This window comes from Enterovirga sp. (assembly GCF_035325185.1).
Classification (GTDB): Bacteria; Pseudomonadota; Alphaproteobacteria; order Rhizobiales; family Beijerinckiaceae; genus Enterovirga.
Window position 1 is genome coordinate 1 of sequence record NZ_DAOLAJ010000028.1, and the last position, 24,531, is coordinate 24,531.

Here is a 24,531-nt window from a genome sequence, read left to right on the forward strand (position 1 = left end):
GGGCTTTTTCGTTCGAGCCGCTCCCCGTCATCCCCGGCCGGAGCGAAGCGGAGGGGAAGGGAATCCAGAAGGCTCGCAGGCGACTCTGGATCCCCTTCCCGGTCCTTCGGGCCGCCGGGGATGACAGGGAGTGTCCGCGTGCAAGCCGAAACGGCCGCCCTCTAGCCCGACTGGCTCGGAACCTGCTAGCGCCTCGCCGATGACGATCCTGCACGTCCGGCACGAGACGATCTACCGTTATCGCTCCCCCGTCGCCTTCGGGGAGCATCGCATGCTGCTGCGCCCCCGCGACGGCCTCGACCAGCGCACGCTGGATTACCGGCTGGAGATCGAGCCGGCCCCGGCGAGCCTAACCTGGTGCGAGGACGTCTCGGGGAACGCAGTCGCGACCGCGACTTTCGGGCGGCGCGCGAGCGAATTGTCGGTCGTCGCGACCATGGCCGTGGAGCAGAGCCCGTTCCGCGAGCAGGATCTGCGGCTTCCCGCCCATGCGCGGGAATGTCCGTTCTCGTACGGGGCGGAGGAAATGCCCGATCTCGTGCGTTTCATCGAGCCCCACGATCCCGACCACGACCATTGCGTGGACCAGTGGGCCCGCCGGATCCTCGCGGAAGCCGGGCAGGACACCTGGAGCTTCCTCACCGGCATGAACGCCGCCATCCACCACGATCTCGCCTATCTGCGGCGGGAGGAGCCCGGCATCCAGCCGGCCGCCGAGACCCTGCGCAAGGGCTCGGGCTCCTGCCGCGATTTCGCGGCACTGATGGCGGAAGGCCTGCGCAGCCTCGGCCTCGCGGCGCGCTTCGTGTCGGGCTATCTCCATGTGCCCCACGAGGAGGGGCGCGCCGCCCAGGCAGGGGGCAATACCCATGCCTGGATCCAGGTCTATCTGCCCGGGGCGGGATGGATCGACTTCGACCCGACGAGCGGCTGGGTCGGCAATGGCGGCCTCGTGCGGGTCGCCGCCGCCCGCGACCCCGCCCAGGCCGCCCCGCTGGCGGGCAGCTTCATGGGCTTCCCTTCCGATTATCTCGGGATGACGGTCAATGTCTCCGTCACCTCCCGCGATCCCCCCGCCATCGCGGCAGCCTGAGGGAGACGAGCCGATGCTCATCCGGTGCGGATTCGAGATATCCTACGAGATCCACACGCCCTCGCCGATGATCCTGATGCTGAACGTGCATCCCGAGCGCGGGAAGGACCTCGGCGCGCCCGACGAGATCCTGCTCTCGCGCCCCCTGCCCCGCTCCGATTATGTCGATATGTTCGGCAATCGCTGCACGCGCCTGATGACCTCGCCAGGCCCGCTCGTGCTCTCCAGCGATTTCACGGTCGCGGATTCGGGACGCCACGACGAGGTGGTGCCGGAAGCCTGGCAGCACCCCGTGCAGGATCTTCCGCCCGAGGTCCTCGTCTACCTCCTGGGAAGCCGCTATTGCGAGACCGACCGGCTCTCGGACACGGCCTGGTCGCTCTTCGGCTCCATTCCACCGGGCTGGGGGTTGGTCCAGGCGATCGTCGATTACGTCCATGACCGCATCGCCTTCGGCTACGAGCATGCACGCGCCACCCGCACCGCCTTCGAGGCGCATCAGGAGCAGCGCGGCGTCTGCCGGGACTACGCCCATCTGGCCGTGGCCCTCTGCCGCTGCATGAACATCCCGGCGCGCTATGCGACCGGCTATCTCGGCGATATCGGCATCCCGCCGGTCGACGATCCGATGGATTTCTCGGCCTGGTTCGAGGTCTATCTCGCCGGGCGCTGGTACACATTCGATGCGCGCCACAACGTCCCGCGCATCGGGCGGGTGGTGATGGCGCGCGGGCGCGACGCGACCGACGTCGCCATGGTCACGAATTTCGGCCCCTGCACCCTCACCGGCTTCAGGGTGATCTGCGAGGAGGTCGCGCAGGCGGCGTGAACCGGTCCCCGCCGAGCCCCTTCAGCGCGGCGAGGGCCGCCTTGGCCGCATCCCGGCCGGACAGCCTCGCCTTCTCGACGGCGAACGCCGCCCGGAAGGCGGCCCCGCCCTCCGGCCGGGTGCCGACGAGGAGGGATTCGATCGCGCATCGCCCGGTCCAGAGGCGGTCGATCATCGGATGGTCGGCATCGGCGACCGAATCGGCATCCTCGATCGCCGGATCGTCGAGGAGATGGGCGGTCAGGTCGAGGGTGAGGAGGAGGCCCGGCGAATAGCGCGCAAGATCCTCGTCATAGGCAGTCTTGACGTAGAAGGCGCGCCGCCCGGCGATCGAGACGAGCCCTGCCGCGACGGGCCGCCCGTCGAGGAGCAGGGTCGCGACCCGGAAGGCTCCCGCGCGCGCGCCCGCTTCCGCCGCCTCGCGGAAATAGGCCGCCGCGCCCGGAGCGGCGGCGAGGGCCGTGCCGGCGCGGCCCTTCCAGCCCGCGGCTTCGAGCGCGAGGAACCCGTCGAGGGCGGCCGCCACCTCGGCCGGCGAGCGGGCGACGGCGAAGTCCAGCGATCCCTGATCCGACAGCCGGCGGCGCTGGCGGTCCGCCTCGCGGCGGCGGCGGCGCTCCAGCGTCGAGCGCATGTAGTCGGCGCCGGTGCAGCCGCCCGGCAGGAGCGCGCGCCGATGACCGCCCAAGACCGCGAGTGGAAACCCGCCGGCCGCGGCCTCGCGCAGGGCGGCGGCCACGGGGCCGCCGGCGCCGAGGAAGGGAAGGGCCAGCGCGCCGATGCCTTCGCGCGCGAGCGCCGCCAGCATGGCGGCCCAGATCTCCGCCGGCCGCTCGGCATCGAGGAGCGGGGTCGAGAGCGGCGCGTAAAGCTCGGCCGCCCGCAGGACCGGAAGCGGATTGAAATGGCGCCCGCGCGGCCGGACCAGCACCATGAGGCCGACGAGGCGCCGGCTTTCCCCTCTCCAGGCGGCGAGAACCCGCGCCCCGGTCCGGTCGGGCAGGTGCCGCAGGCGCGCCTGCGCGGCCCAGCGGCTGAGAAAGGCGTTGGGCTCGGCGGCGCGGGCCGACAACTCGTCCCACGGCCGGCCGAGATCGTCCGCCTCTTCCGGCGAGAGAAAAGCCGCTTCGGTCACGGCGGCCCGGCCGGAATCAGCGGCATGTCCAAGCCACACTCTTCATTCGGGGCAGGTCCCGGACCATAAGGCTCGCGGATGAACGATTGGTTGGCCTTCCCGGTGCAGGCGACGATGGACGAGGCGGACGACATGCGGCTCCGCGGCTGGGCGGCGCTGGCCGCCGGGCGCTCCTCGACGCGCCGCTTCGTCGAGCGGCCGGTGCCGGAGGGGTGGATCGAGGAGATGCTGCGGGAGGCGCGGCACGCACCGAGCGGGGCGAATTTGCAGCCGGGCGAGTTCATCCGCGTCGAGGCCGAGGCGCGCCGCCGGCTGTCGGAGGGGCTGGTCGGGGCCTATCGCTCCGGCCTGCCCCCGCGCGAGGACTACAGCTATTTCCCCGATCCGATGCCGATGATTCTGCGCCGCCGCCAGGTGGCCGCGGCCCAGGCGCTCTACGGGGCGCTCGGCGCGGCGCGCGACGACCGGGAGGCGCGCCGGGCGCAGTTCGAGCGCAATTTCCGCTTCTTCGACGCGCCGGTCGCGCTCGTGGTCACGATCGACGCGCGGATGGGCGCCGGCTGCTACATGGATCTCGGCATGTGCCTCTACGGCCTCATGCTGGCCGCGGCGGCACGCGGCCTCGGAAGCTGCGCCATCGGCGCGCTGGCCTCCTATCCCGGGATCGTGCGCGACGCCCTGGGGCTCGGCGAGGGGGTCTCGGTGGTCTGCGGCCTCGCCCTCGGCCATCCCGATCCCGCCGCTCCCGAGAACGCCGTCCGCACGGCGCGGCGCGAGGTGGCGGATTTCCTGCGCGTGGTAAGATAGGCCCACCCCCTCCCCCCACGAAGTGGCGGGGAGGTCGAGTCGCGCCGAAGGCGCGACCGGGGTGGGGGGCGCCGACGCGAATGCCCGGCCTGCCGGAAGGCGTCGAGCCCCCCCACCCGGCTCGGCCTTCGGCCGAGTCCGCCCTCTCCGCCGCAAGCGGGGGGAGGGAGAGCCGGCGCATCAGGCGGCGAGGGCGGCGGTCCAGATGGCCGAGTAGGGATAGACGGCGAGGGCCGCGGCGGCGAGGGCGATGCCGTAGGGGATGCCGGTCTTCGGATGGTGCAGCCGCGCCAGCCAGGGCCAGCCGAGCGCGAAGGCCGGCAAGGGGTAGCGGCGGATCGCCAGGAGGGCGACGGTCAGCACCCCGCCCGCGACGGCGGCGAGGAGCAGGTAGTCGAGCAGCACGCCGAAGCCGAGCCAGAGGGCGCTCGCCCCTGCGAGCTTCGCATCGCCGCCGCCCATCCAGCCGAAGGCGAAGAACGAGAAGGTGAGCGCGAGGACGATCCCGGCCGCCGCGAGGTTCATGAGCATGGCCGCCGGGTCCATGCCCACGGCCCAGGCCATGACGGGAAAGCTGGCCACGAGGATGAGGGCGAGCCGGTTCGGGATGGTCATCGTGAGGAGATCGCTGCTGGCGGCATAGGCCATCAGCAGCGGGAAGAGGACGAGAAGGGCGGCTTCGAGCATGGCTGCGGTCTTTCCTCTTCGGACAGGATAAAAAAAGGGTGGCGCAAGGCCACCCCGGTCGTCACGGATCAACCTGTAGCCGGTTGGCCTATCAGTTCGTATCGGACGTCTTCGCGGTCTCGGCGATGAGCCTGGTGCTGATGCCGTTGAACAGGCCCTTCAGGTCGGTGCCGAGAGCCGTCAGAGCGCCGATGATCCCGACGGCGACGAGGGCGGCAATGAGGCCGTATTCGATCGCGGTGGCGCCGGACTCGTCCTTAACAAAGCGCTTCATGATGTTCATGGTCGGTCTCCTGGATGCTTTCTTTTGATGCCCGTAGGCCGGTGAAACCCGGGTTCGTCTGAACCGAAGTCAGATTAGCCGCCGCCCGTTGCTGGTTGGTTAAACCGATCGCCGATCCGCAAGGGGCGATGAATACAGTTAATGCAGGCTTTCTTCGATGAGTAAGCTTTCCATTTGAAGCAATACGCCCCCTGTCATCCCCGGCCGGGGCGAAGCGGAGGGGAAGGGGATCCGGAGGGCTCGCAGGCGGCTCCGCCCTTCCCGGTCCTGTGGGCCGCCGGGAATGACGGAGGGCGTTGTCCCGGCCACCCCGATTTGGTCGCAAGACGCTGTCATTGCGGGTCGCGCAAGCGAGCCCGGAATGACAGGTTGCGGCGATGCGCGCGAATCAGCTCCTCCGCTGCCTCCCCGTCCTTCTCGCGTTATCCCTGTCGGGGGCGCGGGCGCAGGAAGGCGGCAGCCTCGACCCGGCGCCCCTCCCTCCCCTCGCCTCCGCGGGTCCCTCGACCCCGGCCAAGGAGGTGTTCGGGCGCAAGGCGAGGCCGGCCCGGCTGCCGCCCCGCGCCATCGGCTTCTATTCGCGCGGCTGCTTCGCGGGCGGGCAGGCTTTGCCGCTCGAGGGCCAGACCTGGCAGGTCATGCGCCCCTCCCGCAACCGCTATTGGGGCCATCCGAAGCTGATCGCCTTCCTGGAGCAGTTCTCCGCCAAGGTGCCGGCGATCAACGGCTGGCCGGGCATCCTCGTCGGCGACGTCGCCCAGCCGCGCGGCGGGCCGATGATCACCGGCCACGCCTCCCACCAGATCGGCCTCGACGCCGATCTCTGGCTGACGGCGATGCCGGGCCGCAAGCTCTCGCGCTCCGACCGCGAGGAGATCGCCGCCATCAACCTCGTCCGCCAGGACCGGCGCGACGTCGATCCCTCCGCCTATACGCTCGCCCATATGAAGCTGGTCCGCGCCATGGCGCAGGAGCCGGAGGTGGCGCGCATCTTCATCAACCCGGCCATCAAGCGCGCCCTCTGCCGCGATGCCGGCCCCGACCGCGCCTGGCTCGCCAAGGTGCGCCCGCTCTGGGGCCACAACTACCATTTCCACGTCCGCCTGCATTGCCCGCCCGGCGAATGCCGCGACCAGGATCCCGTGCCGCAGGGCGACGGCTGCGGCGACGATCTCGACCGCTGGTTCACGCGGGAGATGCTGTTCCCGGGCCCCGGCGCGCCCCCGCCGCCACTGCTCCTGTCCCAGCTTCCGGCCGAGTGCAGCAAGGTGCTCGCCGCCCCGTGAGACGGGGGCGGCGGGCGCCCTCAATGCCCCTTTTCGTGCCCGCTCTCGCCGAAGCGGTCGGTGAGGGCGAAGAGGAGGCCCGAGACCACGAAGACCATGTGCAGCCCGACATACCAGGCGAGCTCCCGGTCGCTCGTATTCGACACGTTCATGAAGACCTTGAGGAGCTGGATGGCCGAGATCGCCACGATCGAGGACATCAGCTTCATCTTCAGGCCCGTGAAGTCGATTTTCGACATCCATTCGGGCCAATCCTTCGTGTCCTCGACATCGATCTTCGAGACGAAGTTCTCGTAGCCGGAGAAGACCACGATCACGATCAGCGAGCCCGTCAGGGCGAGATCGACGAGGGTCAGGACCGCGAGGATCGTATCCGCCTCGCTGATCGAGAAAGGATGGGCGATGAAATGGACCAGCTCCTGGCAGAATTTCAGCAGGAGCACGACCAGGGCGCCCACGAGCCCGACATAGAAGGGCGCCAGCAGCCAGCGGCTGGAGAAGATGATGCGCTCGACCGCGCGCTCCGGCAGGGGCACGCGTCGCCTCGGCTCGCCGGCCGGCGCCGGCTCGAGATTCTCTCCCATCGCTCAGGCCGCGCGTTCGATGCCGGCCGGGCAGGAGACGCCCGTGCCGCCGAGCCCGCAATAGCCGCCGGGATTCTTCGCCAGATATTGCTGGTGATAGTCCTCGGCGAAATAGAAGGGGCCGGCCGGGACGATCTCGGTCGTGATCGCGCCATGGCCCGCCGCGGCGAGGGCCTTCGCGAAAGCCTCGCGCGAGGCGACCGCCGCCGCCCGCTGCGCCTCGCCCATCACGTAGATGCCCGAGCGGTATTGCGTGCCGAGATCGTTGCCCTGGCGCATGCCCTGGGTCGGATCGTGCCCCTCCCAGAACGCCTTCAGGAGGCGCTCGTAGGAGACCCGCCCTGGATCGAAGACCACGAGCACGACCTCGTTATGGCCGGTCAGGCCCGAGCAGACCTCCTCGTAGGTGGGGTTCGGCGTCTGCCCGCCCGCATAGCCGGCCGCGGTGACGTAGACCCCGGGAATGTTCCAGAACAGACGCTCGACGCCCCAGAAGCAGCCCATGCCGAACACCGCCGTCTCGAGCCCCTCGGGATAGGGCTCCTTCAGGGCATGGCCGCTGACGGCATGGGTCCGGGCGGTGGGGATCGGATCGGGACGCCCCGGCAGCGCCTCGCCGGGCCTCGGCATCTCGGCCTTCCTGCGGAAGGGGGAAAACATGGACGGCTCCAGGACTGGATCTCGGGAGCCGCCAATATGGGAACGGAAAGACGGGATGTCATCGGGAGGGCCGGTCATTCCGCGGCGCCGGAGCGAGCCCGGAGCCCATGAACCCGGCGCCGGCCCCTTTTCTCCGCCGGCAGGACCAAGCCTCTTCGGTTCCCCAGGTGTCCATGGATTCCGGGCTCGCCTCCCGGCGACCCGGAATGACAGCAGGAGGCGGCGCAAATTTTTTCTAGTCTTGGACGCGAGCCGACAAGGAAATCTTGTCGCGCGCGATCGAAATAACCCGTTCGAAAAAAATGCGTCGGCCCGGTATGCGGAGAACGGGGCCGCTCTCTACATGCTGCGGAAGGCTCCAGCCACGAAACCCGCGTGCCGACGACGCTCCCCGGAGCGAACGATGTCGCACGCTTGCCGGAGGATGAATCATGGAGGGTAGAACGATGACAAACGAACCCGCGGCCGGGGAGGCCGCTCTTCTGGAGGAAGGCTATCGGCGCGCCGCCACACGGCTGATCCCGTTCCTCGTCTTTCTCTTCGTCCTGGCCTGGATCGACCGGGTCAATGTCGGCTTCGCCAAGCTGTCGATGCTGTCCGACCTCAAATTCAGCGAGACGATCTACGGCATCGGCGCCGGCATCTTCTTCATCGGCTATTTCTTCTTCGAGGTGCCGAGCAACCTCCTGCTCGAGAAGATCGGCGCCAAGAAGACCCTCGCCCGCATCACGATCCTATGGGGCATCAACTCGATCCTCATGGCCTGGGTGCAGTCGGAAACGAGCTTCTACATCCTGCGCTTCCTGCTCGGCGTGTTCGAGGCCGGCTTCTTCCCCGGCGTCGTGCTCTATCTCACCTATTGGTTCCCGGCGCAGAAACGCTCGCAGATCAACGGCCTGTTCATGACCTCCTTCGCCATTGCCGGCGTCGTCGGCGGCCCGCTGGCCGGCTGGATCATGAGCTCCATGGGCGGCGTCCTGGGACATGCCAACTGGCAATGGCTCTTCATCCTGGAAGGCATCCCTTCGGTCCTGGCCGGCATCGCGGTCCTCCTCTTCCTGCCCGACCGCCCGAAGGATGCCCGCTGGCTCACCCCGGCCATGGCGAACGCCATGTCCACGCGCCTGGAGACCGAGGCGAAGGCGAACGCCAAGGAGCACAACTTCAAGGCCGCCCTCACCGACTGGAAGGTCTGGTTCTGCACGCTGCTCTATTTCTGCATCGTCAGCGGCAACGCCACGATCGCCTTCTGGACGCCCTCGATCATCAAGGAGGTCGGCATCCAGGGGAACTTCACGATCGGCCTCGTGGCGGCGATCCCCTTCATCGCGGGCACGGCCGCCATGGTCTGGAACGGCAAGCATTCGGACAAGACCGGGGAAGTCCGCCTCCACTGCGCCTTCGCGGCGCTGATCGCGGCGATCGGCCTCGCCGCGACGGGCGCCCTGATCGGCAACGCCGTGGCCGCGCTGCTCGCCCTCACCGTCGCCGCGATCGGCATCCTCGCCGCCTTCCCGGTCTTCTGGGCCATGCCCCAGACCTTCCTGACCGGAACGGCCGCGGCCGGCGGCATCGCCGTGATCAACTCGATCGGCAATCTGGCAGGGTTCGTCGCGCCCTACACGATCGGCCTCTCGACCCAGGTCACGGGCTCGTCCTCCTCGGGACTCTATGTCGTGGCCGGCTTCGAGCTGCTGGCGGCCGTCCTCCTCTTCAGCGTGGGCAAGATCGCCGCCCCCGCCAAGGCCGACACGGCCGCCGCCCACTGAAACCCTTTTCTCAAGGAGCAGACATCATGTTGACCTTCGAGCGCATCTCCAAGACCGGCCGGGACCGGATCTCCGTCGAGATCGAGAACCTGATCATCGCCGGCTGGGCCGGCCGGGACGCGGCCGCCATCGAGCATCACATCGAGGAACTGGCGGCGCTGGGCATCCCGCGCCCCTCGACGACCCCGGTCTATTACCGGGTCTCCGCCGCCACCCTGACCCAGGCCGAGCGCTTCGTGGTGCTCGGGCCCGATTCCTCCGGCGAGGTCGAGCCGGTCGTGGTCTCGCTCGCGGACGGCCTCTGGGTCGGCCTCGGCTCCGACCATACCGACCGCAAGGCCGAGGCGGTCGGCATCGCGCTCTCCAAGCAGCTCTGCGGCAAGCCGGTCGGCCGGCAGCTCTGGCGCTACGAGGAGGTCGAGGGCCATTGGGACCAGCTCGTCCTGCGCTCCTTCGCCACCATCGACGGCGAGCGCGTGCTCTACCAAGAGAGCACGGTATCCTCCCTGCGCACGCCGCGCGACCTGATCCGCAAGCATACGGGCACGGACACGCTGCCCCCCGGCACCGCCATGTATTGCGGCACGCCGGGCGCCATCGGCGGCATCCGGCCCGGCACCCGCTTCGAGATGGAGCTGGAGGATCCGGTCCTCGGCCGCACCCTGCGCCACGCCTACGACATCGAGGTCCTGCCCGTGGTGTCGTAACCTCGCAGATCGTGGTCCCGGCCCTTCCGGCCGGGACCATTCCCGGACCCTGCTGCATGATCCAGCCATCTTCCGCTCCGCCTCTCCATCCATTCCCGCCGCCCGAGGGGATCACGGCCATGAACCTGCGCTTCCTCGAAGCCTTCGTCTGGGTGGTTCGGCTCCGCAGCTTCCGGGCGGCCGCCGAGCGGCTCAACCTGACCCAGGCCGCGATCTCGAGCCGCATCGCGACGCTCGAGGACGATTTCGGCCAGAAGCTGTTCACCCGCGACCCGCGCGAATTGCGGCTCACGCCCTCGGGGCGGTTGCTGCTCGGCTATGCCGAGCGCATGCTCGATCTCGGCCGCGACATGCGAGCGGCCATGAATTCCAGCCGGGAGCTGACCGGCGTCCTGCGGATCGGCGTCGTCGAGACGGTGGTGCATACCTGGCTTCCCGATTTCCTCTCCGCCCTGCACGAGCGCCACGCGGCGCTCGAGGTCCAGCTCACGGCGGATTCGACGATCCGGCTGCACGACGACCTCCGGCGCGGCCTGCTCGACATCGCCGTCCAGACCGATCCGGTTCTCCATGAAGGCATCAGCAACCGCGAGATCGGCTCGATGCAGATGGGCTGGGTCGGCATCCCCGAGGATTCCCGCGACCAGGGAACGCCCCTCTCGATCGGCGATCTCGTCTCGCGCCCCATCGTCACCATGACGCGCGGCTCCCAGCCCCACCGGGCGCTCCTGGAAGCCTGCCGCCGGGCCGGGGCCACCCCGAAGACGATCCATTGCGTCGGCTCGCTCGCGGCCATCGTCCGGCTGGTCCGGGCGGGGTTCGGGATCGCGACCCTCCCGCTCGCCGCGATCCATGGCGAGCTGGCGGCGGGAACCCTCGCGGTCATTCCCTGCGAGGTCGATCTCGGGCCCTTGCGCCTCGTCGTGAGCTATCGCGACGATCCGGGCAGCGACGCGGCCGAGGGCGTCGCGACCCTCGTCGCCGAGGAGGCGATGCGCTTCGCCTCGGCGGTCGGGCCCGACCTCGCCCGGCCCCTCTCCTGATCCTTGCCCACCCCGTTCACTCCGCCCCCCAAGAAGGTGATCTCATGACCGAAGCCCCCAGCCTCAAGACCGCCGAGCGCCTCGATGCCGCCCTGGCCCGGATCCGCGATCCGGGGCTCGAAGGGGCCAAGGTGTTCACCGTTCTCTACGAAGCCTCCGCCCGGCGGGAGGCCGAGGCCGCCGATGCGCGGATCGCCGCCGGGCGCGCGCTCGGGCCGCTCGACGGGCGCATCGTGTCGATCAAGGACCTCTTCGACGTCGCCGGCGAGCCGACCCTGGCCGGATCGGCGGTCCTGCGCCGCCAGCCCCCCGCCGCGGCGGACGCGCCCGTGGTCCAGCGCCTGCGGGCGGCCGGGGCGGTGATCGTCGGCAAGACGCAGATGACCGAATTCGCCTTCTCGGCGCTCGGCACCAATCCCCATAATCCCGTGGCCGGCAATCCGCGCGACCGCAGCCGCGTGCCGGGGGGCTCCTCCTCGGGCGCGGTGGTCTCCGTGATCGACGGCATGGCCGAGATCGCGATCGGCAGCGACACGGGCGGCTCGATCCGCATCCCCTCCTCCCTCTGCGGCGCGACCGGCTTCAAGCCGACTTCCGGCCGCGTGCCGACGAGCGGCGCCTTCTCGCTCTCCACCACCCTCGACACGGTCGGCCCGATCGCGAGGAGCATCGCCGATTGCGCCGCCACCGATGCCGTCCTGTGCGGCCAGGCGCAGCCTCCGCTGGTTCCGCAGGCGCCGGCCCGGCTGATCGTGGTCCGCGGCCGCCTCTTCGCCGAAATCGAGCCGGCCGTGGCGGACGCCTTCGAGGCGGGGCTGGAGCGGCTCCGCAAGGCGGGGATCAGGGTCGAGGACGGCTCGCTCGACCCGGCTCTCGACCGCCTCGCGGAGATCGACAGGATCGGCGGCTTCCCCTCGATCGAGCTGGGCGCCACCCTGCGCGACCTCGGCGTGACCAGCCTCGACGAAGTCGATCCCAAGACGCGCACCCGGATCGAGGCGGGGGCGGGCATCCTCGGCGTCGATTATGTGCGCATGCGGCGCCGGCGCGCGGCCATGGTCGCCGCCTTCGAGGCGGGCATGGCCGAGGACGAAGCCTATATTCTGCCGACGACGCCGATCCAGGCCCCGACCCTCGCCTCGGTCGCGGACGATGCGGGCTTCCACCGCGCCAACGGGCTCGTGCTGCGCAATCCGCGCGTCGGCAACCTGCTCGACACGCCCTCGGTCTCGCTGCCGGCGCCCGTTCCGGCGGGCTCCCTTCCCGCCGGCATGATGCTGATGGGCCGCCGTGGTGCCGACCGCAGGCTCCTCGCCATCGCCGCCGCGGTCGAGGCCGCGCTCGCGGGATAGGAAGCGCGGCCACGTCCCGGTGCGCGCGCCCGTCTACGGGGGAGGACCCGACGCGGCGCCCTGATCCTCCCCCGCGTAACGGGGGAGGGAGACCGCCCGCGGGGCGGTCGAGGGGGCGCTCGCGCCGAGCCAATGGTCCAGGAAGGCCGTGAGCCACAGCCGCACGGCCGGATCGTGCATGAACCGGCCCTCGATCTGGCGCGTGCGGTCCTGCGCGCCGGGCATCGACAGGCGCTCGGCGCCGCGCACCGTCCAGCGGCACATCATGGCGTGGGTCACCTCGGGATGGAACTGGAGCCCGAAGGCCGACGGCCCGACCTGGATCGCCTGGGTCGGGAAATCGTCGCCCGTGGCGAGCATGGTCGCGCCGGCCGGCCTGTCGAAGCCCTCGCGGTGCCAGTGATAGACATGGCCGGGCCAGGACGCGCCGAGCTCCGAGGAGAAGCGCAGCCCGGCCTCGGTGGGGATGAGCGGATAATAGCCGATCTCGGCCCGCCCCCCGGCATGGGGATAGACGCGCGCCCCGAGATGGCGCGCCAGCATCTGGGCGCCGAGGCAGAGGCCGAGATAGGGCTTCCTCTCCTTCAGCGCGACGCCGATCCAGTCGATCTCCCGCCTGACGAAGTCGAGATCGTCGTTGGCGCTCATCGGGCCGCCGAAGACGACCGCGCCGGCATGGCGGGCGAGCGTCTCGGGCAGGGGATCGCCGAGGCAGGGGCGGCGCAGGTCGAGCGCATGGCCCCGCTCCATCAGGAGCCGCCCCAGCCGGCCGGGGCTGGAGGTCTCCTGGTGGAGCACCATGAGGATCGGGAGGGGTTCGGCGTCCGTCACGGCCTCACGCCCGCGGCTGCGCCACGACGACGGCGGCCCCGACGTTCCGCGCCCGGATGTCGGCGATGGCGCCGTCGTCGAAACGGAGGAGGTGGCCGAGGCGCCAGAGGAGGTTTTCCTCGAACTCGGCCAGCCGGCCATCGGCCGCGGCCACCCCATAGGCCATTCCGAGAAGCCGTGCCCTGTCCACGCCATGGCCTTCATGCCCCAGCATCTCGACGAGCGATCCGACGTCGTCGATCTCCAGATCCAACCGGTCGGCGCGCGCCAGGAGCGCCCGCGCGCTCGCGCCGTCCAGGCCGTAGCCGGTCTCCAGGAGGGTCAGCAGAGAGCGCCGCTCCCCCTCCTCGATCATTCCGTCGACCCTGGCCACGTGGACCAGGAGGGCCGCCGCCGCCAGATGCTCGTCGGAAAGACGAGGCAGCGAATCCCCGCTTTCCCTGTCCAGCGCCCCGTGCGCGAAGGCGACGAGCTTTCCGATGAGCGACATCCGAAGGCCGACCTCGATTCTAGGAGAAGGAAAGTTAACCTCGCATGGACGCGTGCGAACCGCGGCAAACGCCTCCCGGCTCTTTCCCCCGCGAACTGTGGCCTGAATGCCACGAGCTTCGCCTGCAATCCACCGGCGGTTGGAATCGAGTTGCGCGGCACCCGTGCATGCATGTCTTGTGGAGGCTCCTGTCTCGACCGGGTGCCAAGGACGATGAACGACACGCAACGGCCGCCGACCGAAGGGTTCGCCGGCCTTCGTGTGCTCGTCGTCGAGGACGAGATGGCGATCGCGATGCTGGTCGAGGACATGCTGCTCGACCTCGGCGCCGTCGTGATCGGCCCGGCGGGGCGGCTGTCGCAGGGCAAGGCGCTGGCGGAAAGCGAGGAGGTGGACGTCGCCATCCTCGACGTGAACGTCGCGGGCGAGTCGGTCTATCCCATCGTCGACGTCCTGGCCCGCCGCGGCGTCCGCTTCATCTTCTCGACCGGATATGGCGCGGGGGGCATCGATCCGTCCTGGCGCGACCGGCCGATCCTGCCGAAGCCCTTCTCCCAGGCCGAGCTGGAAGCCGCGCTCGGCCGCGCGGTCAACGGGCCGCCGCCATAAGCCTGACGCTGCGCCGGAATCGTCCATGGCCGGTCAGGGATCGGTCTCCCGAGGCCGCTTGAAGGTGCGGACCTCGCTCGGCGTGCCGTCGGCATAGACGAGCTGGACCTGCACCACATCCGTATCGGCGGGGAGGCTGACCAGCGTGGTGGCGGAGGGCAGGGCCGCCGCCCCCGTGGGATCGCAGGGCGGGAGCGGCAGGGGCCGCCGCGGCGGCTCGTCGCCGAACCCGATCGCCGCCTTCGACAGGGCGCAGCGGTTGCTGACGAGCCCCGCGAAGGACAGGACGCCCGGCATGTCCGGCGGGAAGCTCACCCAGCTCTCCGGGAAGCGCTCCAGGGCGGCGCGGCCGGAATCGACGGTCGCCGCGCCCGGATCGAAGGCGAGCGGGAACGGCCCGGCCTCGCGGCCCGAGCGGTCCTGGTAGAGCAGATAGAGCGTGACGCGCGGCGTGCTCGCCGGCAGCTCGAATTCCAGATGCGGCAGCGGCTTTCCGGTCTTCGCATCGAGCGTCGAGGAGAAGCCCGTCGAGGTGAACTGGCCTCCCTCCCCCAGCCGGACCGAGATCGCGGAGGCGGGCTCGGGCAGGGTCAGCCGCGCGAGCCAGCCCGACGGGATGCGCGTGAAGGCCACGCTCGGCCGCATGTTCCCGGAGGAGAAGAAGCGCTCGATCTCCCCGCGCCGGCGCCGGGCCGCGTCCTGCCAGGCATCCAGGAAGGCGCGGTCGACGAAGCGGCCGTTCAGCTCGCCCGAGCCGGCGGCGTCGAGAAAGCGCTCGGTCGCGCTGAAGGCGAGGCGGCGGTCGGTCAGGGTCGGCCCGCCGCCCTGCGCATCGAGCAGGGCATCGGCGAGGAGATTGTCGATCAGCGGCGCGTCAGGATGGGCGGCGGCCAGGGCTTCGAGCTTCGAGCGCCGCTCGTCTCCCTCGAAGGACAAGGCCAGCACGATCTCCGCCGCGAGGCTCGGCGAGGTCTTGAGGAGAGCCGCATAGGCCGCCCGGACCGCCCCCGCGCCCCGCATCGCGCGGAGCAGCGAGGCGTAGCGGAAATGGACGTCGATGTAGTCGCCGGCCTGCGCCGCGGCATGGCCATAGGAGGCCAGGGCTCCGGCGCGGTCGTTCCTCGCCTCCAGGAAGCGGGCATTGTGATAATATTCGGCGAGCGTCCGGGGATCGGCGATGAAGCCCTCGCGCGCCATCGCCGCATAGGCGGCGGCCGGGTCGGCGGGCCGCTCGGGCCGCGCGGCCTCCTTGGGGGGCTCGGGCTTGGCCGGCTCGGGCTTCGGCGCCGGCTTCGGCCGCTCGGCCTTGGGCGGACGGGGAGCCGCCGGCTTCTCGGCGCGGGCGGGCGGCTTGTCCGGCGCGGCGGGAGCGGCGCCGGCCGGGCCGCCGGATTCGTTGGCGGGCGGCGTCTCCCCGGCCTGGGGCTCCGCGGCGGGGGATTCCGGGGCGGAGGGCCCCGAGGACGGCGCGGCCGGCTGCTGCCAGCCCTCGAGCGAGGTGCGGGCGATCTTCAGCGCCGGCACGGCGAGGAAGATCAGCGCGAGCACGCCCGCGGAGATCGCGAGGCTGCGCACGAGGCGGCCGAGAAAGCCCGGCCGCGGGTCTTTCTCGCGGGCTGGCTCCCGCCGCCGCGGCACGTCGAGGTCGAAGACGGCGCGGCGCGCGACGATCGGCTCCACGGCGAGGGGGGCCTCGCTGCCTGCCGGCTCGACCAGATAGGCGAAGACGGGCTGCGGGATGTTCTTGACGTGGCGCGGCCCGAGTTCCCGGAAGGAGACCGCGAGCTTGTTGGAGACGGCCTCCTGCACCGAGCGTGCGACGCAGATGCCGCCCGCGGGGGCGAGCCCCTCCAGCCGCGCGGCGATGTTGACGCCGTCGCCGAGGAGATCGCCGTCGCGCTCGACGACGTCGCCGATGGTCAGGCCCATGCGGAATTCGAGCCGGCGCCGCGGCTCGATCCCGAGATTGCCGGCCTTCAGCGCCTCCTGGATCTCGACCGCCGCGCGCAGGGCCTCGACCGCCGAGTCGAACTCGACCATCACCGAATCGCCGGCCGTGTTGAAGATGCGGCCCCCGACCTGCGCGACGAGGCCGTCGAAGACCTCGCGCGCGGCGGCGAGCTGGGTGAGCGTCGCCTCCTCGTTCTCGGCCACGAGGCGCGAATAGCCGGCCACGTCCGCGGCGAGGATCGCGGCGATCTTCCGCTTCATCGGAAAGGGCGTCACGGACGCGGCGACGGCCGTGGAGGAGGGAGTCATGTCAGCTGCTTGGATCACTGCGGCGCGGCAAGATGAAGGCGGATTCGCAGTTCTGCCCTCTTTTGCCGTTCTGTCGAGATGAACTCTTGCCCCACCCTGGCGCTTATATCGAGCTGCGGGGCATCACGGAAAAGGAGCCGAGGTGAGCCAGCTCGTCGTGCAGGAGCCTCCGTCCGCCGAAGCGGACGGTCCGGTCGCCATCCGCGATCTCCGCCTCGACCTCGCCGACATGGCGGCGCTCCGCCTCGCCGTGCAGGCGCTGGAGCGCTCGACCCTGGCCGGGCGGCTCAGCGCCATGGCCGGCAAGCCGATCGAGCTGATCGGCCAGGCCCTTCCCGAACAGGCGCGCGGGCTCATCACCGAGGCCGCGGACCGGGCGCTGCGCACCGCCCTCCACGTCGCGCTGCGCACGCTGCCGGACCTTCCCGCCGGGGAGCCGCGCGGACGCGGGCATCGCGACACGACGCTGGTCGCGGCGAGCGGGGCGCTGGGGGGCGCCTTCGGCCTCGTGACGCTCCCGATCGAGCTGCCGATCTCGACCACGCTCGTCCTGCGCGCCATTGCCGGGATCGCCCGCGAGGAGGGCGAGGACCTTTCGGACCCCGAGACGGCCTTCGCCTGCCTCCAGGTCTTCGCGCTCGGCTCGCGGACGGAATCCGACGATCTCGCCTCGAGCGGCTATTTCGCCGTGCGCACGGCCCTCGCGCGCTCCGTGTCGCAGGCCGCCAAGCTCGCGGCCGGCCGGGCCATCGCCGATTCGGCGCCGGGCCTGGTCAAGCTCCTCGCCCAGATCGCCTCGCGCTTCGGCATCGTCGTCTCGCAGAAGGTGGCGGCGAGCGCGGTCCCCGTGGTCGGCGCCCTCGGCGGGGCGGCGGTCAACGCGGCCTTCATGGCGCATTTCCGCACGGTCGCGCGGGCGCACTTCACCGTGCGGCGGCTCGAGCGCCGCTACGGCCGCGAGCCGGTCCGGGACGCCTACGAGGAGATCAGCCGGAACCTGCGCTGATCAGCGCAGGCCGAGCGTCTCGGCAAGGGCGTTGCCGGCATCCGCCACGCCGCCGCCGAGGGCGGAGGCGGAATGCGAGACGGCCCGCGCGGCGCCCGAGCCCACGGCCGCGATGCCGCTGCCGACCTTGCCGAAAGCGTGGGCCGCGTCCTGGCGCGTCGGGAGGTGCCGGCTGCCGGGAACGTCCCAGCCGAGCACCTTGACGGGCGCGGCCGGTCCGACCGGGACGGGGTCGGCCGCGGCCACGCGGATGGACTTTTCCCACGGCCGATGGGCGCCGGCGGCGAGCCGCGGCAGCGAGGTCGGGCGGATCTGCACGGGCCGGATGCCGGCTTCCCGCACCGTCGCCCGGACGGGCGCCGCGCTCCAGGGGCGGGGCTCGGCCTGCGGCAGGGAAAACATCGCGAGCGTGTCGTAGATCCGCGCCTCGCGGACCGGAATCTCGCTCTCGTCGCCGGAAAAGGCGAGGCGGTCGGCATGCTTGCCGACGGGCTCGGCGACAGGCGCGGGCACAGGCCGCGAGGGCCAGAACGCCCAGCCGCCGAAAGCGCCGGCCGCCAGCGCGACCACGGCGAGACGAGCCGGAATCCCGCGGAAGGCGGAGGGCAGGCGGGCGTGCGGGGCCATGCAGGGCGTCTCCGATATCCGGCGGAGATTGGATTCACCATTGCGGCAACTGTGCGGCCCCTGCGTCATCCGCCCCCGTCCGAGCCGTGCGAGGGCGCACATGAGTGGAGCTGCACCGTTTCCCGCCCCGCCTCTCTTCCCTGTCATCCCCGGCCGGGGATGACAGGGAAGAGAGGCCCGGTTTGACTCCGCGCCCCGATTGACCGACACCGCGCCGCTTCTCCCGAGACGAGAGCGACGACACGATGCCCGGCATCGCCGCGACCACCCCGACCCTGTCGGGCCAGGCAGCGTCCTGGTCCGAGCGCCTCCTCGCCTTCGCCGAGGGCAGCCACCGGCGCGCCGCCGCCTTGCTCCTTCTCCTGTCGCTCGTCTGCTTCCTGCCTGGCTTCGCCTCGCTCCAGCCGATGGACCGCGACGAGCCCCGCTTCGCCCAGGCGTCCAAGCAGATGGTCGAGACCGGCGACTACATCGACATCCGCTTCCAGGACGAGCCGCGCTACAAGAAGCCGATCGGCATCCACTGGATGCAGGCCGCCTCCGTGAACCTCGCCCGGGCGCTGGGCCTGCCCGAGGCGAAGACCACCATCGCGGTCTACCGCATTCCCTCGCTGCTCGGCGCCCTCGCGGCGGTGCTGCTCACCTACTGGGCGGCGCTCGCCTTCGCGGGGCGGCGCGAGGCTTTCGTCGCGGCGGCCCTGATGGCCTCCTCGCTCATCCTGATGATCGAGGCGCGGCTCGCCAAGACAGATGCGATGCTGCTCGCCTGCTGCGTCGCCGCAATGGGAGCGCTGGCGCGGGTCTGGTTCGCGCGCCATCTCGACCGCCAGCCGACGCACACGGTCGTCATCTTCTGGCTCGCCTTCGCCATCGGCATCCTCATCAAGGGGCCCATGGTGATCATGTTCACCGGGCTCGCCGCCGCGGTTCTCTCCGTGCGCGAGCGCTCGCCGCGCTGGCTCGGGGGGCTGCGCCCCTGGCTCGGCCTCGCCTTCGTGCTGCTCGCGGTGCTGCCCTGGTTCCTGGCCATCGCCTGGAAGAGCCACGGCGAGTTCTACCGCCTCGCCGTCGGCGACGACATGCTCGGCAAGGTCACGGAAGGCCAGCAGAAGCACGGCGCGCCGCCGGGCTTCTATATCGTCGCCTATTTCGCGACCTTCTGGCCGGGCGCCATCATGGCGGTCGCGGCCATCCCGCTCGTCTTCAAGGAGAGGCGGCAGGACTGGGCCCTGTTCCTGATCGCCTGGGTCGTGCCGGCCTGGATCGTCTTCGAGGCGGTGCCGACGAAGCTGCCGCACTACGTGATGCCGCTCTATCCGGCCTTCGCCATCGCCGCCGTGATCGGGGTCTCGCGCGGCTTCTCGGGACCCTGGCGCTGGGGCGCGAAGCTCGGCTTCGGCGCGATGCCGCTCGTCGCGGTCGGGCTCGCGGCCGTGGTGACGCTCGGCGCCTGGGGGCTGGACCACCGGCTTCCGGCTTTCGGCCTTCCGGTCATGGCCGGCGCCTGCCTCGTCGCCCTCTTCGCCTGGCATCTCTTCGTCCGGGGCGAGGTCACGGGGTCGCTGCTCGCGAGCGTCGCGGCTTCCGCCCTGATGTCGGTCGGCGTCTTCGGCCTGTCCCAGCCGGTGCTGCAATCCCTGCGCCTGTCCGGCCGCGCCGCCGCGATGGTCCGGACGGCCCCCTGCCCCGATCCGCAGGTTGCGAGCCTCGGCTATCGCGAGCCGAGCCTCGTCTTCCTGGTCGGGACCACGCTCGACCTCGTCGAGACGGCCGACCAGGCCGCTGCCTTCGCGGCGGGGCCCGGCTGCCGGGTGACGATCGTCGAGGAGCGCTATATTCCCGCCTTCCGCGACGCGCTGCTCGCGCGCCAGGAGACGCATCTCGACGTGCTCGGGCGCATCCGGGGCTTCAACATCAACGGCGGCCGCCAGCAGGAACTCGGCCTCTTCAGGATTCCGCGCTGACCATGGCCGACGAGACCAACGCCCCCCTCCGCCTCTCCGTGGTAATCCCGGCCAAGAACGAGGCGGGATCCATCGCGGAGCAATTCGCCGAGCTCGACCGGGTGCTCGCGCCCCTCGCCCCCTTCGAGGTGATCTATGTCGTCGACGGCTCGACCGACGACACGCTCGCGGTGCTGGAGCGCGAGCGGCGGCCCTGGCTGCGCGTGATCCGCCATGCGGAAAGCTGCGGCAAGAGCGCGGCGCTTCTCACCGGCATCCGCGCCGCCCGCGCGCCGATCGTCTCGACCCTCGACGGCGACGGCCAGAACGATCCGAGCTACGTCCTTCCCCTCGTCGAGGCGCTGGAGCGCGGCGGCCCGCAGGTCGGGCTCGCCGTCGGCCAGCGCCTGCGGCGGGGCGACGGCGCCTTCAAGAAATACCAGTCGCGCGTCGCGAATGCCGTGCGCGGCTTCATGCTGGGCGACGACACGCGCGACACGGCCTGCGGCCACAAGGTGATCCGCCGCGAGGTCTTCCTGCGGCTTCCCTATTTCGACACCCTGCACCGCTTCCTGCCGGCCCTGACCAAGCGGGAGGGCTACGGTGTCGTGCATGTCGACGTGATCGACCGGCCCCGCATCGCGGGGGCCTCGCATTACGGCTTCCTCGACCGGCTGTGGCTCGGCATCCACGACCTGTTCGGCGTGGCCTGGCTGCTGCGGCGCAGGAAGCGGGTGGCGCGGATCGAGGGAACGCCGGAATAGCCCCATGCTGATCCAGCTCTCGCGCGATGTCGGCGCCTATCTCTACGACGTCTTCGTCGCGAAATTCGACCTGTGGCTCGCCTTCGGCATCGTCGCGCAGGTCCTCTTCGCGATGCGCTTCATCGTGCAATGGATCGCGAGCGAGAAGGCCGGCAAGAGCGTCATGCCGATCGCCTTCTGGTTCTTCTCGATGGCGGGGGGAACGCTGACGCTGGTCTACGGCCTCGTGAAGCGCGAGCCCGTCATCATCATGGGCCAGGCTCTGTCGATCTTCATCTATATCCGCAACCTGCAGCTCATCATCAAGGAGAGCCGCCGCCGCAGGGCCGAGGGGAAATCCCCCGCCTGAGGCCGGGGCCGGCGCCTCGTGATTTGGTCGCATGGCCGGGCTCGCGCGGATCATGCAATGGACCGGAAGGTGCGCTTTTCCCCGGCTGTCCGGTCGGCTACCCTTCCGGCGACCAGCGGCCAAAGGAGGGGCATGGCGACGCTGCAACTCGGCTCGCGGGATGTTCGTGACGCACCGCCCGCGGAAGGCGGCCTGCTGGCTCGCATCCGTACCAGCCGCCCGGTCCAGGCGGTTCTCGCCGCCGGCGCCCTGATCCTCGTGCTGCTCGTGGCCGGCGTCGCCGCGCTTCTCGTCGAGCTGCGCGCCCGCGAGATCGAGGATGCCCGCCGCTCCCTCCTCAACCTCAACGCGCTTCTCGCCGAGAGCACGAGCCGCACGCTCGAGAATGTCGATCTCGTCCTCCAGAGCGTGATCGACGAGATGCGGGAGAACGAGATCGCCTCGCCCGCGGCCCTCGCCCGGCTCAAGACCGTGCGCGGCTTCCACGACGCGCTCAGGAGCCGCGTGAGCGGCCTGCCGCAGCTCGATGCGCTGAGCGTCGTCGACCGGAACGGCCACGTGGTCAGCTATTCGCGCGGCTTCCCGACGCCCGAGATCGACCTGTCCGAGCGCGAGCATTTCCGGCGCCTGCGCGACCGCGCGGAAGAGGAGCCGCTCGTCAGCGAGCCGGTCCAGAACCTCGCCACGGGCCGCTGGACCATCTATCTCGCGCGGCGGATCGTGGCGCCCGGCGGCACCTTTCTGGGCGCCGTCTATGCGGGGATCGACCTCGACTATTTCGAGCGCTCCTGGGGCCGGCTCCTGCTGAACCGGAGCACCTCCATCAGCCTGTGGCGGCTGGACGGGATGCCGCTCGTGCGCGTGCCGCAGATCGGGGAAATCGGCCGCCGCCTCGACGCGCCCGGCCTGAGCGGCCTGACGAAAAGCAGCCCACCGGCCGTCTTCGAGACGGAATCCGTCTTCGACCGCAAGCCGAGGATCGTCTCCAGCCACGTGGTGCAGAATTTCCCGCTCGTCACCGTCGTCGCGCGCAAGCGCGACGAGATCCTGAAGCAGACGCGGCAGGAAATCGTGGTGCTCCTCCTGGGAGGTGCCCTTCTCGCGGCGGCGGCCATGGCGGTGACGGCCGCCCTGATGCGCCAGTTCTGGGCCTACGAGGCCGTCGCGCAGGCCGAGCGCGAGCGCGCCGTCGCGGTCGCCGATCTCGGAGAGCTCCAGGACCAGCTCCGCCAGTCGCAGAAGCTCGAAGTCATCGGGCAGCTCTCCTCCGGCATCGCCCACGATTTCAACAATCTCCTCACCGTCGTGATCGGCAATCTCGACCGGCTGACCCGGCGCTTCGGGCGGGAGGACCCCAATCTCACCCGCTATGTGGACGGCGCCCGCTCGGGAGCGGAGCGCGCCGCGGCGCTGAGCCGCAGGCTGCTCGCCTTCTCCCGCCGCCAGCCGCTCGAGGCGCGCCGCCTCGACCTCAACGAGGTCGCGACCGGCCTGACCGACCTCCTCCAGCAGGCCCTCGGCAAGAAGGCGGTGCTCGAACTCGCCCTCGACCAGCAGCCGCTCTTCGTCGTCGCCGATCGCGGCGGCCTCGAATCGGCGCTGCTCAACCTCGTCGTCAATGCCCGCGACGCCATGGCCGACGGCGGCAAGGTGACCATCGCGAGCCATGGCGCGGAGGCCGACGGCGCGAGGCCCGGTGGCATCTGCCTCAGCGTATCCGATACGGGCAGCGGCATGACGCCCGAGGTCGCCAAGCGCGCCTTCGAGCCCTTCTTCACCACCAAGGAGGCTGGGATCGGCACCGGGCTCGGGCTCGCGCAGGTAGCCGATTTCGTGCGCCAGGCCGAGGGCACGGTGGCCATCGACACAGCATTGGGCCATGGATGCCGCATCACCCTGTGCCTCCCCCCGGCGCCCGAGCCCGGCTCCTCCCCGCCGGCCGACACGAAAGACCCCGCATGACGTCCGTCCGCCCCCGCCGCTCCGCGCTCTACATGCCCGGCTCGAACCCGCGCGCCGTCGCCAAGGCGCGCACGCTGCCGGCCGACGCCGTCATGCTGGACCTGGAAGACTCGGTCGCGCCCGACGCCAAGGAGGCGGCGCGCGAGGCGGTCGCGGCGGCCGTGCGCGAGGGCGGCTTCGGCCGGCGCGAGGTGGTGATCCGCGTCAACGGCCCCGCGACGGAATGGGGCCCTGAGGACCTGCGCGCGGCGATCGCCGCACAGCCGGACGCGATCCTCCTGCCCAAGGTGTCGGCGCCGGAGGAGATCGCGGCCGTCGAGGCGATGCTCGGCCCCGATTCGAAGACGAGGATCTGGGCCATGATCGAGACCCCGCTCGCGATCCTGCGCATCGAGGCGATCGCGGCGGCGGCGCGCGGCGGCGCCTCGCCCTTCTCCTGCATGATCCTCGGCACCAACGATCTCGCCAAGGAGACGCGGGCGCGCCTCGTGCCCGGCCGCGCGCCGATGCTGCCCTGGCTCGCGACCGTCCTCGCGGCCGGGCGCGCCCACGGCCTCGACGTGCTCGACGGCGTCTATAACGGCCTCAAGGATCCCGAGGGCTTCCGCGCCGAATGCGAGCAGGGCCGCGACCTCGGCATGGACGGCAAGACGCTCATCCATCCCGACCAGATCGCCGTCGCCAACGAGATCTTCGCGCCCCCCGCCGCCGAGATCGAGGCGGCCCGCGCCGTCATCGCCGCCTTCGCCCTCCCGGAGAACCGGGGCAAGGGCGTGATCTCGCTCGGCGGGCGCATGGTCGAGCGCCTCCATGCCGAGATGGCGCAGCGGACGGTCGCCCTCGCCGACGCTATCGCGCAGGCGGAAGCTTAAGCCCCGCCGACGTGCCCAAGCTCTCCGCCATCCAGATCCTGCGCGCCTGCGCGGCGCTCGCGATCGCGCTCGTGCATCTCGAGCCCGAATGGCGGCTGCGCGGCATCGTCCCGGAAGGCTGGGTCCGGCCCTTCCCGTTCGAGGCGGGGGTCGACGTGTTCTTCGTCATCTCGGGCTTCGTCATGGTCTATGCCTCGGCCGCCCTGTTCGGCCGGGACGGGGCCGGCCGCATCTTCCTCGCGCGGCGCATCGCGCGGGTCGTGCCCCTCTACTGGCTGACCACCGCCTTCGTCCTCGCCGCCATCGCCTTCCGGCCCGAGCTGATCCGCAGCGCTCTCGCCACGCCCGGCCTCGTCCTCGCCTCCTTCCTCTTCATCCCCTGGCCGCGCCCGGACGGCCTCGTCCAGCCGGTCTATACGCTCGGCTGGACGCTGAACTACGAGATGTTCTTCTACGTCCTCTTCGCCGCCGCGCTCGGCCTCGGCCTCGCGCGGCGCGCCGTGGTCGGGGCGCTCTCGGCGGTGCTGTTCTGGCTGATTGGGCTCCGGCTCGCCATCCCCGCCCCCCCCCACCCGCTCGGCTTC

25 protein-coding genes are annotated in these 24,531 nt (G+C 70.9%); 16 read left to right on the forward strand and 9 right to left on the reverse strand.

Annotated elements, in window-relative coordinates; all coding sequences use genetic code 11:
- Positions 1-199: 199 nt before the first annotated feature.
- Both PKD06_RS07775 and PKD06_RS07780 read left to right on the forward strand, forming a co-directional pair.
- Positions 200-1,093 (forward strand): transglutaminase family protein, encoded by an 894-nt coding sequence (locus PKD06_RS07775; RefSeq protein WP_324379252.1) that lies wholly within the window; start codon positions 200-202, stop codon positions 1,091-1,093.
- Between the two features lie 13 nt (positions 1,094-1,106).
- Positions 1,107-1,922, forward strand: a complete 816-nt coding sequence (locus PKD06_RS07780; protein WP_324379253.1) for a transglutaminase family protein — start codon at positions 1,107-1,109, stop codon at positions 1,920-1,922.
- Here PKD06_RS07780 and PKD06_RS07785 read toward each other — a convergent pair.
- Positions 1,885-3,057, reverse strand: a complete 1,173-nt coding sequence (locus PKD06_RS07785; RefSeq protein WP_324379254.1) for a GNAT family N-acetyltransferase — start codon at positions 3,055-3,057, stop codon at positions 1,885-1,887. The two genes, PKD06_RS07780 and PKD06_RS07785, sit on opposite strands and share 38 nt — an antisense overlap.
- 78 nt (positions 3,058-3,135) lie before the next feature.
- Between PKD06_RS07785 and PKD06_RS07790 the strand changes: the two genes are divergently transcribed.
- Positions 3,136-3,864, forward strand: coding sequence for a nitroreductase (locus tag PKD06_RS07790; RefSeq protein ID WP_324379255.1), 729 nt, complete (start codon positions 3,136-3,138; stop codon positions 3,862-3,864).
- Between the two features lie 180 nt (positions 3,865-4,044).
- On the opposite strand, the gene PKD06_RS07795 is transcribed toward PKD06_RS07790, so the two are convergent.
- Together PKD06_RS07795 and PKD06_RS07800 are read right to left on the reverse strand one after the other, a co-directional pair.
- On the reverse strand, positions 4,045-4,551 hold the full coding sequence (locus tag PKD06_RS07795; protein WP_324379256.1) for a prepilin peptidase: 507 nt from the start codon (positions 4,549-4,551) through the stop codon (positions 4,045-4,047).
- A 91-nt stretch (positions 4,552-4,642) separates the two neighbouring features.
- A complete protein-coding gene (locus PKD06_RS07800) occupies positions 4,643-4,834 on the reverse strand; it encodes a Flp family type IVb pilin (protein WP_324379257.1) in 192 nt (63 codons plus the stop codon).
- A gap of 377 nt (positions 4,835-5,211) precedes the next feature.
- Here PKD06_RS07800 and mepA point away from each other — a divergent pair, with 377 nt between their 5' ends.
- The gene (mepA, locus tag PKD06_RS07805) at positions 5,212-6,120 is read left to right on the forward strand and encodes a penicillin-insensitive murein endopeptidase (protein ID WP_324379258.1); all 909 of its coding nucleotides are present in this window, start codon (positions 5,212-5,214) and stop codon (positions 6,118-6,120) included.
- 20 nt (positions 6,121-6,140) lie between these two features.
- On the opposite strand, the gene PKD06_RS07810 is transcribed toward mepA, so the two are convergent.
- Both PKD06_RS07810 and msrA read right to left on the reverse strand, forming a co-directional pair.
- The gene (locus tag PKD06_RS07810; RefSeq protein WP_324379290.1) at positions 6,141-6,650 is read right to left on the reverse strand and encodes a TIGR00645 family protein; all 510 of its coding nucleotides are present in this window, start codon (positions 6,648-6,650) and stop codon (positions 6,141-6,143) included.
- A 57-nt stretch (positions 6,651-6,707) separates the two neighbouring features.
- Positions 6,708-7,364, reverse strand: a complete 657-nt coding sequence (gene msrA / locus PKD06_RS07815; protein WP_324379259.1) for a peptide-methionine (S)-S-oxide reductase MsrA — start codon at positions 7,362-7,364, stop codon at positions 6,708-6,710.
- Positions 7,365-7,810: 446 nt separating this feature from the next.
- On the opposite strand from msrA, the gene PKD06_RS07820 reads away from it, so the two are divergent.
- From PKD06_RS07820 to PKD06_RS07835, 4 genes are all read left to right on the forward strand, one after another.
- Positions 7,811-9,133 carry an MFS transporter gene (locus PKD06_RS07820; RefSeq protein ID WP_324379260.1) on the forward strand — a complete coding sequence of 441 codons (1,323 nt, stop codon included), beginning with the start codon at positions 7,811-7,813 and terminating at the stop codon, positions 9,131-9,133.
- Between the two features lie 26 nt (positions 9,134-9,159).
- Positions 9,160-9,840 carry a DUF2848 domain-containing protein gene (locus PKD06_RS07825; protein ID WP_324379261.1) on the forward strand — a complete coding sequence of 227 codons (681 nt, stop codon included), beginning with the start codon at positions 9,160-9,162 and terminating at the stop codon, positions 9,838-9,840.
- A 119-nt stretch (positions 9,841-9,959) separates the two neighbouring features.
- On the forward strand, positions 9,960-10,883 hold the full coding sequence (locus PKD06_RS07830; protein WP_324379262.1) for a LysR family transcriptional regulator: 924 nt from the start codon (positions 9,960-9,962) through the stop codon (positions 10,881-10,883).
- A gap of 44 nt (positions 10,884-10,927) precedes the next feature.
- Positions 10,928-12,235 carry an amidase gene (locus PKD06_RS07835; protein ID WP_324379263.1) on the forward strand — a complete coding sequence of 436 codons (1,308 nt, stop codon included), beginning with the start codon at positions 10,928-10,930 and terminating at the stop codon, positions 12,233-12,235.
- Positions 12,236-12,268: 33 nt separating this feature from the next.
- On the opposite strand, the gene PKD06_RS07840 is transcribed toward PKD06_RS07835, so the two are convergent.
- Together PKD06_RS07840 and PKD06_RS07845 are read right to left on the reverse strand one after the other, a co-directional pair.
- Positions 12,269-13,036: a glutamine amidotransferase gene (locus PKD06_RS07840; protein ID WP_324379291.1), complete on the reverse strand. Its 768-nt coding sequence runs from the start codon at positions 13,034-13,036 to the stop codon at positions 12,269-12,271.
- A gap of 34 nt (positions 13,037-13,070) precedes the next feature.
- Positions 13,071-13,556, reverse strand: coding sequence for a TerB family tellurite resistance protein (locus PKD06_RS07845; RefSeq protein ID WP_324379264.1), 486 nt, complete (start codon positions 13,554-13,556; stop codon positions 13,071-13,073).
- A gap of 213 nt (positions 13,557-13,769) precedes the next feature.
- Between PKD06_RS07845 and PKD06_RS07850 the strand changes: the two genes are divergently transcribed.
- On the forward strand, positions 13,770-14,165 hold the full coding sequence (locus tag PKD06_RS07850; RefSeq protein ID WP_324379265.1) for a response regulator: 396 nt from the start codon (positions 13,770-13,772) through the stop codon (positions 14,163-14,165).
- Positions 14,166-14,198: 33 nt separating this feature from the next.
- On the opposite strand, the gene PKD06_RS07855 is transcribed toward PKD06_RS07850, so the two are convergent.
- Complete coding sequence (locus PKD06_RS07855) at positions 14,199-16,376, reverse strand: adenylate/guanylate cyclase domain-containing protein (RefSeq protein ID WP_324379292.1); 2,178 nt, start codon at positions 16,374-16,376, stop codon at positions 14,199-14,201.
- A 277-nt stretch (positions 16,377-16,653) separates the two neighbouring features.
- On the opposite strand from PKD06_RS07855, the gene PKD06_RS07860 reads away from it, so the two are divergent.
- Positions 16,654-17,430 (forward strand): EcsC family protein, encoded by a 777-nt coding sequence (locus PKD06_RS07860; protein ID WP_324379293.1) that lies wholly within the window; start codon positions 16,654-16,656, stop codon positions 17,428-17,430.
- Here the strand turns inward: PKD06_RS07860 and PKD06_RS07865 are convergent, their stop codons facing one another.
- The gene (locus PKD06_RS07865; protein ID WP_324379266.1) at positions 17,431-18,057 is read right to left on the reverse strand and encodes a hypothetical protein; all 627 of its coding nucleotides are present in this window, start codon (positions 18,055-18,057) and stop codon (positions 17,431-17,433) included.
- A gap of 245 nt (positions 18,058-18,302) precedes the next feature.
- On the opposite strand from PKD06_RS07865, the gene PKD06_RS07870 reads away from it, so the two are divergent.
- The 6 genes from PKD06_RS07870 to PKD06_RS07895 form a co-directional block, all read left to right on the forward strand.
- The gene (locus PKD06_RS07870) at positions 18,303-20,021 is read left to right on the forward strand and encodes a glycosyltransferase family 39 protein (protein ID WP_324379267.1); all 1,719 of its coding nucleotides are present in this window, start codon (positions 18,303-18,305) and stop codon (positions 20,019-20,021) included.
- 2 nt (positions 20,022-20,023) lie between these two features.
- Entirely contained in the window at positions 20,024-20,764 is a 741-nt protein-coding gene (locus tag PKD06_RS07875) for a glycosyltransferase family 2 protein (RefSeq protein ID WP_324379268.1), read from the forward strand.
- Positions 20,765-20,768: 4 nt separating this feature from the next.
- Positions 20,769-21,113, forward strand: a complete 345-nt coding sequence (locus PKD06_RS07880; protein ID WP_324379269.1) for a lipid-A-disaccharide synthase N-terminal domain-containing protein — start codon at positions 20,769-20,771, stop codon at positions 21,111-21,113.
- Positions 21,114-21,245: 132 nt separating this feature from the next.
- A complete protein-coding gene (locus PKD06_RS07885) occupies positions 21,246-23,075 on the forward strand; it encodes a cache domain-containing protein (RefSeq protein ID WP_324379270.1) in 1,830 nt (609 codons plus the stop codon).
- Positions 23,072-23,947, forward strand: a complete 876-nt coding sequence (locus tag PKD06_RS07890) for a CoA ester lyase (RefSeq protein WP_324379271.1) — start codon at positions 23,072-23,074, stop codon at positions 23,945-23,947. The genes PKD06_RS07885 and PKD06_RS07890 overlap by 4 nt, the downstream gene beginning before the upstream one ends.
- A gap of 11 nt (positions 23,948-23,958) precedes the next feature.
- A partial coding sequence (locus tag PKD06_RS07895) for an acyltransferase family protein (RefSeq protein ID WP_324379272.1) occupies positions 23,959-24,531 on the forward strand: 573 nt, incomplete at its 3' end.